Annotated in this window: 15 protein-coding genes; 9 read left to right on the top strand and 6 right to left on the bottom strand. The window is 70.3% G+C overall.

Annotated features, from left to right (window positions below):
- Together IF11_RS0118665 and IF11_RS0118660 are read left to right on the top strand one after the other, a co-directional pair.
- The gene (locus IF11_RS0118665) at positions 1-966 is read left to right on the top strand and encodes a helix-turn-helix transcriptional regulator (protein ID WP_030352767.1); all 966 of its coding nucleotides are present in this window, start codon (positions 1-3) and stop codon (positions 964-966) included.
- A 108-nt stretch (positions 967-1,074) separates the two neighbouring features.
- Positions 1,075-1,596, top strand: a complete 522-nt coding sequence (locus IF11_RS0118660) for a DUF4240 domain-containing protein (protein ID WP_030352766.1) — start codon at positions 1,075-1,077, stop codon at positions 1,594-1,596.
- 6 nt (positions 1,597-1,602) lie between these two features.
- On the opposite strand, the gene IF11_RS0118655 is transcribed toward IF11_RS0118660, so the two are convergent.
- Positions 1,603-2,100: a GNAT family N-acetyltransferase gene (locus tag IF11_RS0118655; RefSeq protein ID WP_030352765.1), complete on the bottom strand. Its 498-nt coding sequence runs from the start codon at positions 2,098-2,100 to the stop codon at positions 1,603-1,605.
- Positions 2,101-2,135: 35 nt separating this feature from the next.
- Between IF11_RS0118655 and IF11_RS0118650 the strand changes: the two genes are divergently transcribed.
- A complete protein-coding gene (locus tag IF11_RS0118650) occupies positions 2,136-3,029 on the top strand; it encodes a TIGR01777 family oxidoreductase (RefSeq protein WP_030352764.1) in 894 nt (297 codons plus the stop codon).
- A gap of 626 nt (positions 3,030-3,655) precedes the next feature.
- Entirely contained in the window at positions 3,656-4,978 is a 1,323-nt protein-coding gene (locus IF11_RS0118645; RefSeq protein WP_030352763.1) for an NAD(P)/FAD-dependent oxidoreductase, read from the top strand.
- Between the two features lie 93 nt (positions 4,979-5,071).
- Here the strand turns inward: IF11_RS0118645 and IF11_RS0118640 are convergent, their stop codons facing one another.
- Positions 5,072-6,523, bottom strand: coding sequence for an NsdA family TPR-like regulatory protein (locus IF11_RS0118640; protein WP_030352762.1), 1,452 nt, complete (start codon positions 6,521-6,523; stop codon positions 5,072-5,074).
- A 274-nt stretch (positions 6,524-6,797) separates the two neighbouring features.
- Between IF11_RS0118640 and lipB the strand changes: the two genes are divergently transcribed.
- From lipB to IF11_RS0118620, 4 genes are all read left to right on the top strand, one after another.
- Positions 6,798-7,595: a lipoyl(octanoyl) transferase LipB gene (gene lipB / locus IF11_RS0118635; RefSeq protein ID WP_030352761.1), complete on the top strand. Its 798-nt coding sequence runs from the start codon at positions 6,798-6,800 to the stop codon at positions 7,593-7,595.
- 161 nt (positions 7,596-7,756) lie between these two features.
- Positions 7,757-8,722: a lipoyl synthase gene (gene lipA, locus IF11_RS0118630; protein WP_030352760.1), complete on the top strand. Its 966-nt coding sequence runs from the start codon at positions 7,757-7,759 to the stop codon at positions 8,720-8,722.
- Between the two features lie 293 nt (positions 8,723-9,015).
- A complete protein-coding gene (locus tag IF11_RS0118625) occupies positions 9,016-9,264 on the top strand; it encodes an SCO2195 family GlnR-regulated protein (RefSeq protein ID WP_456115228.1) in 249 nt (82 codons plus the stop codon).
- 10 nt (positions 9,265-9,274) lie between these two features.
- On the top strand, positions 9,275-9,976 hold the full coding sequence (locus tag IF11_RS0118620) for a DUF4191 domain-containing protein (protein ID WP_030352758.1): 702 nt from the start codon (positions 9,275-9,277) through the stop codon (positions 9,974-9,976).
- Positions 9,977-10,061: 85 nt separating this feature from the next.
- Here IF11_RS0118620 and IF11_RS0118615 read toward each other — a convergent pair whose 3' ends face one another.
- Entirely contained in the window at positions 10,062-10,529 is a 468-nt protein-coding gene (locus IF11_RS0118615) for an RDD family protein (protein WP_037728005.1), read from the bottom strand.
- Positions 10,530-10,757: 228 nt separating this feature from the next.
- On the opposite strand from IF11_RS0118615, the gene glnA reads away from it, so the two are divergent.
- Positions 10,758-12,167, top strand: a complete 1,410-nt coding sequence (gene glnA / locus IF11_RS0118610; protein ID WP_030352756.1) for a type I glutamate--ammonia ligase — start codon at positions 10,758-10,760, stop codon at positions 12,165-12,167.
- A gap of 284 nt (positions 12,168-12,451) precedes the next feature.
- On the opposite strand, the gene IF11_RS0118605 is transcribed toward glnA, so the two are convergent.
- The 3 genes from IF11_RS0118605 to IF11_RS0118595 form a co-directional block, all read right to left on the bottom strand.
- A complete protein-coding gene (locus tag IF11_RS0118605; RefSeq protein ID WP_030352755.1) occupies positions 12,452-13,474 on the bottom strand; it encodes a hypothetical protein in 1,023 nt (340 codons plus the stop codon).
- A gap of 110 nt (positions 13,475-13,584) precedes the next feature.
- Complete coding sequence (locus tag IF11_RS0118600) at positions 13,585-14,118, bottom strand: NUDIX domain-containing protein (protein WP_030352754.1); 534 nt, start codon at positions 14,116-14,118, stop codon at positions 13,585-13,587.
- A gap of 1 nt (position 14,119) precedes the next feature.
- Positions 14,120-15,475, bottom strand: a complete 1,356-nt coding sequence (locus IF11_RS0118595; protein ID WP_030352753.1) for an NsdA family TPR-like regulatory protein — start codon at positions 15,473-15,475, stop codon at positions 14,120-14,122.
- Positions 15,476-15,661: the final 186 nt, after the last annotated feature.

Raw genomic sequence — 15,661 nt, 5'->3', positions numbered from 1 at the left:
ATGCGCGCTGCTCGGCTGATCAAGATGGTGCTCCTGCTCCAGTCCCGGCCCTCCATGACCGCGGGCGAACTGGCCCGCGAGCTCGAAGTATCCGAGCGGACCATCACCCGGGACGCCCAGGCGCTCTCCGAGGCCGGGGTCCCGGTCTACGCGGACCGGGGCAGAAGCGGCGGCTACCGGCTGGTCGGCGGCTATCGCACCCGGCTGACCGGACTGGCGCGCGGCGAGGCCGAGGCGCTGTTCCTCTCCGGAGTGCCGGGCGCGCTGCGGGAGATGGGGCTCGACGACGTCTCGTCGGCGGCCCGGCTGAAGGTATCGGCGGCGCTGCTGCCGTCCCTGCGGGACGCCTCGGACTCGGCGGCGCAGCGTTTCCATCTGGACGCGCCGGGCTGGTACCAGGAGCCGGAGACGCCCGAGCTGCTGCCGGTCCTCGCCGAGGCGGTCTGGGGCGACCGGCTGGTCGCGGCGCGCTACCGGCGCCAGGACACCGAGGTGGAGCGGGAGCTGGCGCCGTACGGTCTCGTGCTCAAGGCCGGTGTCTGGTACGTCTGCGCCTGTTCCCAGGGGGCGTTCCGCGTCTACCGGGTGGACCGGTTCGCTTCGGTGGAGACCTTGCAGGAACGTTTTTCCAGGGATGAGTCCTTCGATCTGCCCGGGTTCTGGGAGGAGCGCGCCGCGGAGTTCGCGCGCTCGCTGCTGCGTACGGAGGTCGTGATCCGGCTCTCGCCGGACGGCGCCCGCCTGCTGCCGTACGCCGTCGACCGCGCGGCCGCCCGCGAGGCGCTCGCCACGGCGGACCCGCCGGACGACCGGGGCCTGCTCACGCTCGCGCTGCCGGTGGAGTCGGAGGACGTGGCGTACTCCCAACTGCTCACGCTCGGCCCGGACGTGGAGGTCCTGCGACCGGCCACCCTGCGCGACCGCTTCGCCGAGGCTTCGCGGCGGATGCGGACGCTGTACGAGTGACCGGGCCGCCGCCCTGCGCCGGCCCACCCGAACACCCGGCAACGAAACGGCTCACAAACCGTGGCTCCGCGTGCGCCGCCCTCCCGTAAGCACGATGCTTGACCCGTGATGGACGAGACGGAGTTCTGGGAGATCGTCGACAGCACCCGCGAGGCCGCCGAGGGCGACCCCGAGGACCAGGCCGATCAGCTGGTCGAGCGGCTGCTACAGCTCGACCCCGACTCCGTACTGGACTTCTCGCGCCACTTCGAGTCGCGTTACAACCGCGCGTACCGCTGGGACCTGTGGGGCGCCGCCGCCGTGCTGCTCGGCGGCGTCAGCGACGACGCCTTCGACTACTTCCGCTGCTGGCTCATCGGCCAGGGCCGCGAGATCTTCGAGGGCGCGCTGCACGAACCGGACGCGCTGGCCGAGCTGCTGGACGAGTTCGACCCGGACATCGACGGGGACGGCGAGGAGCTGGGATACGCGGCGGACGAGGCGTACGAACAGCTGACCGGCGTGGTGGCCCCTGCCCTGGGCATCGCCTCGCAGCCGGCCGAGCCGGAGGGCACCCCCCTGGACTTCGAGGACGAGACGGCGCTCGCGGAGCGCTTCCCCCGGCTCTCGGAGCGCTTCGGCGGCGAGTAGCCGCGCTCAGTCCGTCAGCGAGATCCCCATCAGCACGTCGTCCACGTACACGCCGTCGAGAAGGAACTCCCCGGGCAGGACCCCCTCGACGGCATAGCCCTCCGCCTCGTACAGCGCGCGGGCCGGCGCGTTGTGCCCCAGCACGCGCAGCGTCAGCCGCCGTGCGCCCTGGTTGCGCGCGTGCAGCGCCGCCGCGCGCAGCAGTGCGCGGCCCACACCGCGCCCGCGCGCCCACTCATGGACCGCGAGCCCCTGGATCTGCCGTACATGCCCGTTGCTGGCGAGCGGCGTGGGCCGCGCCACCCGTATGTAGCCGGCGATCCGCTCGTCATCGACCTCGGCGACCAGAAAATCCTCGGGCCGGTGCCGCTCGTCGAAGAACGGACCGTACGGCGGCTCAGGCCGCGGCGACACGGCGTGCAGCGACGACCAGGTCGCCCGGTCGAGCTCGCCCAGGACTCCGTCGTCGGAAGGGAGTGCGGGACGTATCTGTGCGTCGGACATGGCGCAACTGTGCCATGGGGCGTTCCGGGGGCAGGATGGGGCCCATGAGGATCGCGATCACCGGTTCCACCGGGCTCATCGGTACGGCACTCGCACGCTCCCTGCGCGCCGACGGCCACGAGGTGGTCCGCCTGGTGCGGCGCCCCGCCCGGACGGCCGACGAGGTCGAGTGGGACCCGCTGCGGCAACGGGTCGACGGCCACCGCCTCAACGGCTGCGAGGCCGTCGTCCATCTCGCCGGAGCCGGCATCGGCGACCGCCGCTGGACCGAGGCGTACAAGAAGGAACTCCGCGACAGCCGGATCCTCGGCACCGCCGCGATCGCGGAGGCCGTCGCCACGCTCGACCGGCCGCCCCGGGTTCTGGTGTGCGGCTCCGCCATCGGCTTCTACGGCGACACCGGCGACCGGAAGGTGGACGAGAGCGCGCCGCCGGGCGACGGGTTCCTGCCCTCGCTCTGCGTCGACTGGGAGGAAGCGGCCCTGGCGGCGGAAGAGGCGGGCGTACGAACGGTGTTCGCGCGCACGGGCCTCGTGGTCGCACGCGCGGGCGGGTCCTGGGGCCGGCTCTTCCCGCTGTTCCGCGCGGGCCTGGGCGGCCGGCTCGGCTCGGGGCGCCAGTACTGGAGCTTCATCGCGCTCCACGACGAGGTGGCGGCGCTGCGGCATCTGATCGACACGGAATCCCTGGAGGGCCCGGTGAACCTCACCGCGCCGGAACCGGTCACGAACCGCGAGATCACGGCGGCGATGGGCCGAGTCCTGCACCGCCCGACACCGTTCCCGGTCCCGGCGGTGGCGCTGCGGGTGGCGCTGGGCGAGCTGTCGGCGGAGGTCCTGGGCAGCCAACGGGTTCTGCCGAAGCGGCTGCTGGAGTCGGGCTTCAGGTTCGCGTTCCCGACGATCGAGGAAGCGATTCGTGTGGCGTAGTGGCAGGGGCCGCTGGACGGGTGCGGTGCGCCTCCGGCGGGGGCCTTGTCCGGGGTGCGTTCGTCTTTGCCCGGGGCCGGTGGACGGGTGCGGTGCGCCTCCGGCGGGGGGCGTTGTCCGGGTGCGTTTCGGCTGGGGCCGGTGGTCGGGTGCGGGTTGTCGCCGGGCGGCGCTCCGGGGCGGTGCGCCTCCGGCGGACGCTTTAGTGTCCCGGACACGACCCCTGCGCGCCCCCCTTCACCGCCCGCACAAGCAACGGGTCCGTGCGCGAGGGCGGGCGGGGGAGGCGGCGGCACCCTCCCGCACCCACCGGGTCGCACCCGCCCCCGATCCCCTGCGTGTCCGGACGTAAAGCGTCGCAGCTCGCGCGAAGCGCGGTGAGGAAAGCAGTCCGGACACGCACCTCCGGAGACCCCGGCACCCGGCACCACGACCACGCACCCGCACCCCCGCCGGACGGCGCACCGCCCCGGCACCCGGCACGAGACACCACGACCCCCCGCCGGGAGGCGCACCGCACCCCCCGACCGCCCCCCATGCACCCGTGACCCCCAACACGCGCGGACACCCCCCGCCCCCTCCCTCCCTACTCTCAACCCAACCGCGCCGACCTCGGGGAGGGGCACGTGCTCAGCACCGCACTCAGCACCGCGCACCACGCAGACGTCGTCATCATCGGAGCCGGCCTCGCGGGTCTGGCCGCGGCTCATCATCTGACCAGTGCCGGGGTGAGAGTCAGCGTCCTGGAGGCCGCCCCCCACGTCGGCGGTCGCATGGCCACCGACCGGGTCGACGGCTTCCGGCTCGACCGGGGCGGACGGCTGCTCACCACCTCGTATCCGGAGCTGCTCCGCACACCCGGCCTGGAGGGCGCCGCGTTGCGGATGTTCTCGCCGGGGGTGGTCGTGCACAGCGACGGGCGGAACTACCGGACCGGGGCCGTAGGGAGCGCGCGGAGCGCACTGACAGTGGCACGCGCCCTGGCAAGCGCCCCCCGCCCACCGCTCGGCGGCGCGGTCGACCAGGCCCGGCTGGGCGCGGCCCTCGGCCGCCTCGCGGCGACGCCGACCTCCCGGCTGCTCGCCCGCCCCGAACGCACCGCGCTGGAGGCCCTGTCGGTCCGCGGTCTGCCCGTACGTACGGTCAACGGCTTTGTCCGCCCGCTGCTGTCCGCGCTGCTCTGCGACCCGGAGCTGACCACGTCGAGCCGCTGCGCGGACCTCGCGCTGCGCGCGTTCGCCCGGGGCCGGCTGTGTGTCACCGCGGGCGGCGCCTCCGTACTGCCCGAACTGCTGGCGCGGACGCTGCCGGAGGGCACGGTCCGTACGGATGTGTGTGTGACGGACGCGTCGATCTCCTGTGTCACCACCAAGGAGCACGGCGAGATCACCTGCCGCTCGCTCGTGCTGGCGACCGGCGCGCGGGCCGCGGCCGAGCTGCTGCCGGGGCTGCGGGTGCCGGACTTCCACGCGGTGACGGTGCTGCACCACACCGCGCCTGCCGCCCCGTTGACCGATCCGACGCTGCTGCTGGACGCCGACCGGAGCGGACCAGTGGCGCATACGGCCGTGATGAGCGCGGTCGATCCCTCGCGCGCGCCGGAGGGTCGTGTGCTGATCTCGTCGACGGTGCTCGGGACCCCTCCCCCGGCCGCCGTGCTCGACCGTACGGTCCGCGCGCAGCTCGCGCGGCTCTACGGGACGCCGACCGACGACTGGGAGCTGCTGGCCGTCCATCACGACCCGGAGGCGGTGCCCGCGATGCCCCCGCCGCACGATCTGCGGCGCCCGGTCCGGCTGTTGTCGGGGCTGTACGTGTGCGGCGACCACCGCGATACGAACACGGTCCAGGGCGCGCTGTTCTCGGGCCGCCGCGCCGCCCACGCGATCCTGCGCGACCTGGGCGTACGCCCCGCTTACGGGCCGGCGCAGCTGCCGGCGGTGGCGTAGCCCCACACGAACCGCCGCACAGACTCCGGTCCCGTCCGGGCGTCGACTCACCTCGGACGGGACCGGCTCAACTCCCGGCGGACGCGGACCTGTTCAGCCCAGCGCCGCGACCCGGTCGCGGTAGTTCCGTACGGCCGCCGCGTCCCGGTACGGCTCCAGCCGACGTTCGAAGTCGCGTACGTACTCCACCGCCCGCGCCGACCGCATCTCGGTGGCCTGCTGCGCCGCCTCCGCGCCCAGCAGGCACGCCTGGTCCAGCTCACCGAGGCCCAGACGTCCGCAGGCGAGCACGACACGGCAGAAGAGACGGCTGCGCGCGAACGCCGGCGAGCGCAGCTGGAGCGAGCGTTCGGCGTGCTGCACGGCGGCGCGGTACTGCTGGAGATCGCGGTGGCAGTGCCCGAACTCGTCGGCGAGCTGCGCCTCGTCGAAGAAGCGGGCCCAGTGCGGTACGTCGTCGCCGGGGCGTGCCGCCTCCAGGGCGCGTTCGGCCCGTACGAGCGAGGCCGTACAGGCCCGTACCTCACCGAGGCCGCCGTGTCCGCGGGCCTCGGCGGAGTGCAGCAGCGCCTGGACGACCGGGGGCGCGGACGCGCCGATGCCCTGCTGGGCGACGCGGGCCAGCTGGACGGCTTCCCGGCCGTGGCCGAGATAGACCGCCTGGCGGCTCATGGTGGTCAGTACGTACGAACCGTACGCCCGGTCGCCCGCCGCCTGGGAGAGCCGCAGCGCCTGGACGAAGTAGCGCTGGGCGAGGCCGTGCGCGGCGATGTCGTACGAGGTCCAGCCCGCGAGCCGGGTCAGATCGGCCGCCGCGGCGAAGAGCCTGCGCCCGGTGGTCTCCCCGTACTGCCCGCGCAGCATCGGCTCTGCCTCGTGCTCCAGATAGCGGACGAGCGCCTGCCGGGCGTGGCCGCCGCCGTAGGCGTGGTCGAGGGTGCGGAAGAGGTCACCGACCGAGCGCAGGGCCTCGATGTCGCCGACGGTGACCCGCTGGCCGACCGCGCGTTCGGTGCGCTGCCGGGGGACGGCGGGGGACGCGGGTCTCCCCTGGGTGGGCACGCGGGCGCCGTTCTGCGGGGCGGCGGGCGGGTGGGCGACCCGCTCGTCGGGGCGTCCGATGAGCCAGTCGCGGCTGGGGACGACCAGCCCGGCCGGGGTGAACGCGATCTTGCGCAGTTCGCTGTGGCTGCCGGAGTCCTTGCGCCAGAGTCCGCCGACGATATCGACGGCTTCCTCGGGAGTGGACGCGAATTCGAGGCCCGCGTAGACGGGAGCGCAGGCGTCCAGGCCGAGATCCTGGGCGGAGAGCCGGCGGCCGAGACGGCGGGTGAAGACCTCGGCGATCAGTGCGGGGGTGGTGCCGCGTGGTTGCTGTCCGCGCAGCCAGCGCGTCACCGACGTCTTGTCGTACCGCAGATCGAGGCCGTGCTCCAGACCGAGCTGATCCACCCGGCGGGCGAGACCTGCGTGGGAGAACCCGGCTTCTGAGATGAGCGCGGCGAGCTGGCGGTTGGGGATGCGCTGCGGAGGTCGTTCCGACATCAGCTGTACGGTCTCCTGCCTTCCGGGCCCGGGGAGCAGCCCTCATGGAACGGCGCGAATTTAGTAGCAGTGACCGGTTTCACCGGCACGTTCGCCCCATATTCATCCGTTCGTGTGAGGATCGATGGCGTTGCTGACAGGCGGGCGGCGGCTGTGTGGCAGTGGCCCGGCGGGAGGTGCCCGGAAGCACCTGCCCGGCTCGCCGCCGAGGGCCCGCCGTACAGTGGCGAGGGCGCGATACGTGCACGGTGAAGGTTCTGAAGGAGGCACTGCCGTGAGTGAGCTGCGGTACATCCGCCTGGGGTTCGGCGCGGAGTCCGTCGAGTACCAGGAGGCATGGCAGGAGCAGCGCCGGGTACACGCGGCCCGCTTCGCGGACGAGATCCCCGACACCTGTCTGCTGCTGGAGCACCCGCCGGTCTATACGGCCGGACGGCGTACGACGGACAGTGAACGCCCGCTGGACGGCACCCCCGTCGTCGATGTGGACCGCGGCGGGAAGATCACCTGGCACGGCCCCGGCCAGCTGGTGGGCTACCCGATCCTGAAGCTGCCGCGCCCGGTGGATGTCGTGGCGCATGTCCGCCGGCTCGAAGAGGCCCTGATCCGTACGGCCGCCGAATTCGGTCTGGAGACCTCGCGGGTCGAGGGCCGCAGCGGAGTGTGGGTGCTCGGGGATCCGGTGGCGGAGCGGCCGGCGGTGGGCGGGCTCTCGCTGGACTTCGATCCCCGGGTGGCGGACGAGGAGTTCGACCCGCGGCTGAACGGCCCGGAGTACGCGCCGTCCAACGCGGGCCAGCGCCGGGAGGACCGCAAGCTCGCGGCGATCGGTATCCGGGTCGCCAAGGGCGTGACCATGCACGGCTTCTCGTTCAATGTGAACCCGGACAACACCTGGTTCGACCGGATCGTGCCGTGCGGGATCCGGGACGCGGGCGTCACCTCGCTGGCGTACGAGCTGGGCCGGGAGATCACGGTCGAGGAGGTCGTCCCGGTCGTGGAGAGGCATCTGCGGGACGTACTGGAGCACGCGGAGCCGCAGCCGCGCGAGATCGAGCGCGCGACCGCTTAAGGGCCGCGAGCGCCTGGGGGTTGGTCTCGCTCCTGGGCCGACCGGGGGGAATGTGTCCCTCTGGCCACGGGTTGGCCAGACGTAATGCCACGCAAATATCGGGCGTAACCTGGTGTTCGCCGAAGAATCGAATGCCGCGCCAGCAGAGAGAGGTGCCGGACGTGTCCGCTGTCGCACCCGACGGACGCAAGATGCTGCGCCTGGAGGTCCGGAACAGCCAGACCCCCATCGAGCGCAAGCCCGAGTGGATCAAGACCCGGGCGAAAATGGGTCCCGAGTACAAGCAGCTGCAGAACCTCGTGAAGAGCGAGGGGCTGCACACGGTCTGCCAGGAGGCGGGCTGTCCGAACATCTTCGAGTGCTGGGAGGACCGCGAGGCGACCTTCCTCATCGGCGGTGACCAGTGCACCCGGCGTTGTGACTTCTGTCAGATCGACACGGGCAAGCCGGAGGCGCTGGACCGCGACGAGCCGCGCCGCGTCGGTGAGTCCGTCGTCACGATGGACCTGAACTACGCCACCATCACCGGCGTCGCGCGCGACGACCTGGAGGACGGCGGCGCCTGGCTGTACGCGGAGACCGTGCGCCAGATCCACGCGCAGACGGCGCCGCGCGAGGCGGGCGCCACCAAGGTCGAGCTGCTCGTCCCGGACTTCAACGCCGTACCGGAGCAGCTGGCCGAGGTCTTCTCCTCCCGGCCCGAGGTGCTCGCGCACAATGTCGAGACGGTGCCGCGGATCTTCAAGCGGATCCGCCCCGGATTCCGGTACGAGCGCTCCCTCGAAGTGATCACGCGCGCCCGTGAGGCGGGCCTGATCACCAAGTCCAATCTGATCCTGGGGATGGGCGAGGAGCGCGCCGAGGTCAGCGAGGCGCTCCGGCAGCTGCACGAGGCGGGCTGCGAGCTGATCACGATCACGCAGTACCTGCGCCCGTCCGTACGACACCATCCGGTCGAACGGTGGGTAAAGCCGCATGAGTTCGTGGAGCTGAAGGACGAGGCCGAGGAGATCGGCTTCTCGGGTGTGATGTCGGGACCGCTGGTGCGGTCGTCGTACCGCGCGGGCCGGCTGTACCAGCAGGCGATGGAGCGGCGCGGCGCGGCGGTCACCGCCCAGGCCGTATAAGGGATTCCGGCCCCCCGCCGGGTTGTGTGAATCCGAGCACAAGCGGCTACCCGGCAGTAGAGGCAAGGCGTCACGCGGTCCGTACTTCCCCGCAGGTCATGGGGGCGTACGGGCCGCGCCGGTGTTTCCGGAGGCGGTCCGGGGGCGTGTCTGGGCTTCATTCGCGTTTGACCGGTCGGTCACGCACTGGTAACACCAGTGAGTGACCCTGAATGCACGTTCCGCGTACAGGTGTCCGCGCTTTCGCCTCTACGTTCACGTTCACCTTCACCGCTCCTGAAGGGACCGCCGCCATGCAGGTCGCGCCGGTACGACCCATTACCGAAGTGGTGGCGGCAGCCACCCCCCGCACCGGCATGGTGCTGCCCTCCGTCTCCACCGCGCTGCGCGCCGTGGAGTCCCTGCTCCTGAGCGGCGGCCAGCGCACGGCCCGCCGCAACGCCTGGACGGCCGTGCTGGAGGACCGCCGCAGGGCCAAGGACCGGGTCGAGGCGGAGCATGTACTGGAGGCGGTGTCGGAGGCCACTTCCCACGCCACGTAAACTTCTGGGCATGGCGAGGAAGGAAAACGCAGACACTGCTGCGAACCCGGGGCGACTGAAGCAGATCGCCCTTACCTACAAGATGACCCGGCGGGCCGACTCGAAGGTCGGTCTTGTCGTCGCGGGTGTGGGAATCGTCACCTTCGGTGTCTTCCTCGCGGTCGGCTTCTTGATCAACCACCCCATCTATCTGGGCATCCTGGGCTTCATCCTGGCGTTCCTCGCGATGGCGATCATCTTCGGCCGCCGCGCCGAGCGGGCCGCCTTCGGACAGATGGAGGGCCAGCCGGGAGCGGCGGCGGCCGTCCTGGAGAACGTCGGACGCGGCTGGACCACCACGCCCGCGGTGGCGATGAACCGCAACCAGGACGTCGTCCACCGGGCCGTCGGCAAGGCGGGCATCGTGCTGGTGGGCGAGGGCAACCCGAACCGGGTGAAGGGGCTGCTGGCGGCCGAGAAGAAGCGGATGGCGCGCATCGTGGTGGATGTGCCGGTGCACGACATCATCGTCGGTGACGGCGAGGGCCAGGTGCCGCTGAAGAAGGTCCGTACGACGATGCTGAAGCTGCCCCGGGTGCTGGCGGGCCCGCAGGTGACGGCGGCCAACGACCGGCTGCGGGCGATGGGCGACCTGATGAGCAACATGCCGCTGCCGAAGGGGCCGATGCCGAAGGGCATGCGGATGCCGCGGGGTGGCGGAAAGCCTCGCTGATCACTGCGTACACGTTGAACACGTCAAGAGGGCGGTCCGGAACGCGAGTTCCGGACCGCCCTCTCTATTTCCCTCGTCTTCCGGCCTAGATCCGCACCTGCACGGCGCGGGCGAGGCGGTCGTGGAGGCCGCGTGCGTCGCGGTCCCAGATCAGCGCGGGGATGGCCAGGCAGAGCAGCACGCTGCGTACGAGGGCGCGGCCGAAGCCGATCCGCTCGCCGCTCTCGGTGATGACCCGCAGGCCGAAGAGGCGCTTGCCGGGGGTGAAGCCGACCGTACCGAGGGTGAGCACGCTGAGTACGAGAAGGACGCCGAGGGCCCAGTTCCCCGATGCCTGCCAGTCACGCCCGGCGAGCAGCCCGTATGCGATCAGCATGCAGAGGGCCCAGTCGACGAGGAGGGCGCCGAAGCGCCGGCCGAGCGGGGCGACGGAGCCCGGCCCGTGCTCCGGCAGACCGAGCCGCTCGCCCCGGTAGCCGAAGTCGACGCCCATGTCCTCGGCCGCCGCGCGCGGTCCGGAGAGCCACGATCCGATTGCTTGCCTGTTGTCCACCCGTCCACGGTACTGCGACCCGTTTCCGGCCCCGGGGACGGGGTACGCGGACGTCGGCGGAGGCGTCGTACGCCCCGGCGCGCACCCGGGCTGGTTAACTTCGGCGAAACAAATGGGTCATGCTGGAGAAATCCCGGAAACCTATGGTCGGGTCCAGCGTGTGCCACCGCACTGGCCGCACGACCGATAACCCCCGCCCCTCCCCGGGTCGGGAGGAGGAGGAGCTGGATGTTCCAGAACGCCGACGAGGCCAAGAAGTTCATCGCGGACGAGGACGTCAAGTTCGTCGACGTCCGCTTCTGCGACCTTCCTGGCGTGATGCAGCACTTCACGATCCCGGCGAAGGCGTTCGACCCGGCTGAGGAGCTGGCCTTCGACGGCTCGTCGATCCGCGGCTTCCAGGCCATCCACGAGTCGGACATGGCACTGCGCGCGGACCTGTCGACGGCCCGGCTGGACCCCTTCCGCCGTGACAAGACGCTGAACATCAACTTCTTCATCCACGACCCGATCACGGGCGAGCAGTACAGCCGCGACCCGCGCAACATCGCCAAGAAGGCCGAGGCGTACCTCGCCTCCACCGGCGTCGCGGACACCGCGTACTTCGGCCCCGAGGCCGAGTTCTACGTCTTCGACAGCGTGCGTTTCAACACCACCGCGAACGAGGGCTTCTACCACATTGACTCCGAGGCCGGCGCCTGGAACACCGGTGCGATCGAGGACAACCGCGGCTACAAGGTCCGCTACAAGGGCGGCTACTTCCCGGCCCCGCCGGTCGACCACTTCGCCGACCTGCGTGCCGAGATCTCCCTGGAGCTGGAGGCGTCCGGCCTCCAGGTCGAGCGCCAGCACCACGAGGTCGGCACGGCCGGCCAGGCGGAGATCAACTACAAGTTCAACACGCTGCTCGCCGCGGCCGACGACCTGATGCTCTTCAAGTACATCGTGAAGAACGTCGCCTGGCGCAACGGCAAGACCGCGACCTTCATGCCCAAGCCGATCTTCGGTGACAACGGCTCCGGCATGCACGTCCACCAGTCCCTGTGGCAGGGCGGCACCCCGCTCTTCTACGACGAGCAGGGCTACGCGGGCCTCTCGGACACCGCCCGCTACTACATCGGCGGCATCCTCAAGCACGCCCCGTCGCTGCTGGCCTTCACCAACCCGACGGTGAACTCGTACCACCGCCTGGTCCCCGGCTTCGAGGCCCCGGTCAACCTGGTCTACTCGCAGCGCAACCGCTCGGCGGCGATGCGTATCCCGATCACGGGCTCGAACCCGAAGGCCAAGCGCGTCGAATTCCGCGCCCCGGACCCGTCCTCCAACCCGTACCTGGCCTTCTCGGCCCTCCTCCTCGCGGGCCTGGACGGCATCAAGAACAAGATCGAGCCGGCCGAGCCGATCGACAAGGACCTCTACGAACTCGCCCCCGAAGAGCACGCGGGCGTCCCCCAGGTCCCGACATCCCTCCCCGCGGTCCTGGAGGCCCTGGAGGCGGACAACGAGTACCTTCAGGCCGGCGGCGTCTTCACGTCGGACCTGATCGAGACGTGGATCGACTACAAGCGCACGAAGGAAATCGCCCCGATCCAACTGCGCCCGCACCCGCACGAGTTCGAGCTGTACTTCGACATCTAAGAGGCGGGGTCGGGCGCCCTGGGCTGAAGCTCTGGGAATTGGCTGTGACCTGCAAGAACTCTTCTCAGCAGTTCTCACTGTCACCGCTTACTTTCCACCCCCTTGTGCACCGAGTGTGCACCGCCCGGCCAATACTCTGACTTGGTGTCAGAATCGCTGCGAGGGCCGTTACCCCATAGTCGGGGTAGCGGCCCTCGCCGGCTCGTCCAAGCTCTTTGTGCGGCGGCAGCCTTCTTACTCTTCCAGTAGTGCGGCGGGCCGTCGAGCTGCAGTGAGGGCCATTGCTACTGCCGCAGGATGCTCATGATTTCGCTTGCCTTGGCAATCGCAGCCCGGGGCCCGTACGCCACCATTGCGGCCAGCACGGCGGCGCTACCGGCCAGGACGACATCGACCCCCGCTGGAAGTCCCGACAGCACCCCAAGGCACAGCGCCCCCGCAGCAGCGACGACCACAGCCACCAGCCGAAGCCCTTCCCGATTAGCCACCGGGGTAGTGCCGCGCAGGCTCTGCTCAGGGAGGAGGGTGGTGACCCTTCCCACAGCGAAGGTGTTTCCGATCTTCGCCAGAAGTGCGGCCAGGCTGCGGAGGGCTCCATCGCCCTTGGCGTCGACTTGCGCCTCGACCAGTTGAAGCTTGGCTACTACGAGGGCGGCGTGGTTCTTTGCGTTCCGCTGCCGCGGAGACCCGCGGCCGACACTGTTCGTGATCCGGTGGACGCGCAGAAGTGAGCGCCGAACTGTGGAGCAGGTGTCGTCCAAATGCCGGAGGGCCTGGGGCCTGTCACTCGTGTCTGAGCGTGCCACGGCATCACATGCCTCGATGGCAGCCATGATCGAGAGCATCAACCTGTATCCCGCTATGGCTTTGTTGCGCCGGGCTGCCCACATCAGGAGGGGCAGGGTCACGGCAGCGAGCATAAGTGCTGATGGTTGCAGACTCGGCTGCACCTGCCGTGTCTCGATCGTTTTGATCACTGCCATCAGGAGGTCCCCGGTACCGAGACCGATCGGGAAGGTCAGTAGCCAGTAGCGAAGCTTGACGCTTCCGGCAGTCTTCCGACCTGCCTCACGGAACGCTTGGATCGGCAGGTCCACCAAGCCAAGACGCTGGAGAGCTGCCGTTGTTGGCGCCATATCCCTTTCCGCGACTCGGGCGTTCCAGGCCGCCCACCGCACCTGCAGTGGCTGAATCCGGCGGGCGATCCACGCGAGGACTCGGTAGATCGACACCACAATCGCGGCCAGGAGTACACCGCCAACCACCGACCGCTGAATCGCGGCTGCGCGCTCCCAGTCAATGTTCATGGGGGGAGATCCTGGCGCAGAGCACTGACAGTCGTGGCAGATCTCTTTGGCCAATAGAGCAGTTGGGCAGTGTTTGTTGTCACGCGTTACCTGACAGAGGTAGCGCTCGCCTACTTCCAGCCGTCAAGTGAGACCTGCGGCCCGCCATTGAGGTAGCGGAGAAGGGCGCTGGCGGTGGTCTCCACGAATTCCTCGGGGACGGCGTCGGCATCGACCCAGCGGACCTGGGAATGCTTGCGTGGCTCGCGGTTCTCGGCGGTGCCAGCCCACTCGTGCGTGACGAAGACGACGGTGAGGAAGCCGTTGGGGGCTTCCACGCCCCAGGCTCCGTGGATGATGTGGGCGACCTTCAAGGTTTCCGGCTTCACTGTCAGGCCGGTCTCCTCGTACAGCTCACGGACGGCGGTCTCGGTGATGGGTTCGCCAGGTTCGCTCTTGCCGACGGGCAGGTCCCACATGCCTTGGGCGAACTTGGCGTTCTCGCTGCGCTGGAGGAGGACGACGCGGTTGGTGGCCTTGTCGTGGACGATCACGGCAGCGACCAGCAGGGTCATTGATTCGAGCGCCGGCTTGAGGGCCTTCGTCTGGTCGTCGGTTGTCGGCTGAACCACGGTCATCCCTTCGTCGGACGGGTTGTTGGGCATGTTAGGCGAGGGCTTCGCGCGCGCGGCGGGCGAGATCGGCGGCGCCGGGCACCTTGCGCCGCTGGTAGACCGCGAGGGTGGAGCGGATCGAAGTGATCGCCTTGCGGGTGCGGTCGGAGGTCATGCCCTCCATGAGGACGAGGGCGTGGGTCCAGGCGGCGACGGCTTCGTCGGCGCGGGCCTGGGTGGCGAGGCTGTCGCCGAGGTCGGCGTGGGTGAGGGCGTGGACGCGCTTGTACTTCTGGGGGTCCCAGCGGGTGAGGGCATCACGGTGCTGCTGTTCGGTGCCGACGTGGTCGGCAAGGTCGGTCAGCGTGCGGGCGGTGTGGCTGGCTACGGTGCCGGCGGCGGGGCCGCTGACATGGGAGTAGCTGGGTTGAGGGCCATCCTCCCGTAGGAGCGCGTCTTCGGCGGCGAGCAGGGCACGTGCGGCCAGAGGGTTCTCGTTGATGGCGGCGTAAGCGCGGGCGTGGGTGATGTGGAGTAGCGCTTCAGTCTGGCCGTCGATGTGGCCGACGCCTTGGGCGAGGGCGGCTTCGGCGAGGTCGACGCAGTGGTGGGGCTGTTTGAGGCTGAGGGCCTGGTGGGCGAGGGCGCGCATCATCCAGGCGGCGTGGCCGTAGGGGTCGGCTTCGCAGGCGAGCTGGTAGCCGACCTGGTAGTAGCGCTGGGCGGCGCCTTCGTGGCCGAGATCGTGGTGTTTCCAGCCTGCGAGGTAGGCGAGTTCGGCTACGGCGCCGAAGGCTGCTCGGCGTAAGGCTTCGCTGGGGAAGCGTCCGCGCAGCGTGGGTGCTGCGGTGTCGGCGAGGTACGCGGTGACTGTCGTCAGGCCGTGGCCTCCGCCGAGGCGTTCGTCGGCGGCGCTGAAGGCCGCGGTGATCTGGCGTACGACGTCCACGTCATCCGCCCCGACCACGGACGTGCCGGTGCGGGCGCGGAGCATACGGGCGGTGGCCTCGTGGTCGTGGCTGAGAGGCATGGCGACGCCGGCGGTGGTGAAGGCCGCGATAGCGAGGAAGCGGCGGCGCTCGACGTCGGCGCGACCCAGGTCGGTGACGGCGAGGACGGGATCGGATTCCGCCGACTCTTCAGCATCACCGGCATGGAGGCCGATCTCGGTCTGGGTGATCGTGCGTCCGGCTCGGCGGGACAGCGCTTCGGCGAGGTACTGACCTGCCCGGCCCGAAGGGGTACGGGTGCCATTCACCCAGTGCGAGATGGCCGACTTGTTGGTCTGGAGGATCTCGCCGTTCTCAGCGGCGATACGTCGCACGTCTCTGGCGAGAGCCTCGTAGGTGCAGTCGGCCGCGCCGATGACGTCGCGCAGACGGGAGTTGGTGTCCCTCTGCGCTGCCACGATCGCCTCCACTCCGGAGCTGTAAACCGCGTATACCGCTTCAACTGCCTTCCACCGTACCCACTGAGCGTGACCAACGGTTCACTTATCAGCAGCCGCCCGGAACGGCACGACCGTGATCCAGGCTCCCCCTTGGTCTGGGCGGCACCCCGAAGTTCCGTACGCCCAAACCGGGTTCGGGCACTC

Source organism: Streptomyces scopuliridis RB72 (assembly GCF_000718095.1).
In the GTDB taxonomy this organism is placed as follows: domain Bacteria; phylum Actinomycetota; class Actinomycetes; order Streptomycetales; family Streptomycetaceae; genus Streptomyces; species Streptomyces scopuliridis.
Note: the sequence above shows the minus strand (reverse complement) of the source record. Positions and strands in the feature narration are given on the sequence as shown.

What these genes read in the sequence shown, in the direction of transcription:
- IF11_RS0118665 (WP_030352767.1), top strand. Translation starts at nt 1, where the DNA reads ATGCGCGCTGCTCGGCTGATCAAGATGGTGCTCCTGCTCCAGTCCCGG.
- IF11_RS0118660 (WP_030352766.1), top strand. Translation starts at nt 1,075, where the DNA reads ATGGACGAGACGGAGTTCTGGGAGATCGTCGACAGCACCCGCGAGGCC.
- IF11_RS0118655 (WP_030352765.1), bottom strand. Translation starts at nt 2,100, where the DNA reads ATGTCCGACGCACAGATACGTCCCGCACTCCCTTCCGACGACGGAGTC.
- IF11_RS0118650 (WP_030352764.1), top strand. Translation starts at nt 2,136, where the DNA reads ATGGGGCCCATGAGGATCGCGATCACCGGTTCCACCGGGCTCATCGGT.
- IF11_RS0118640 (WP_030352762.1), bottom strand. Translation starts at nt 6,523, where the DNA reads ATGTCGGAACGACCTCCGCAGCGCATCCCCAACCGCCAGCTCGCCGCG.
- IF11_RS0118625 (WP_456115228.1), top strand. Translation starts at nt 9,016, where the DNA reads ATGCAGGTCGCGCCGGTACGACCCATTACCGAAGTGGTGGCGGCAGCC.
- IF11_RS0118620 (WP_030352758.1), top strand. Translation starts at nt 9,275, where the DNA reads ATGGCGAGGAAGGAAAACGCAGACACTGCTGCGAACCCGGGGCGACTG.
- glnA (WP_030352756.1), top strand. Translation starts at nt 10,758, where the DNA reads ATGTTCCAGAACGCCGACGAGGCCAAGAAGTTCATCGCGGACGAGGAC.
- IF11_RS0118605 (WP_030352755.1), bottom strand. Translation starts at nt 13,474, where the DNA reads ATGAACATTGACTGGGAGCGCGCAGCCGCGATTCAGCGGTCGGTGGTT.
- IF11_RS0118600 (WP_030352754.1), bottom strand. Translation starts at nt 14,118, where the DNA reads ATGCCCAACAACCCGTCCGACGAAGGGATGACCGTGGTTCAGCCGACA.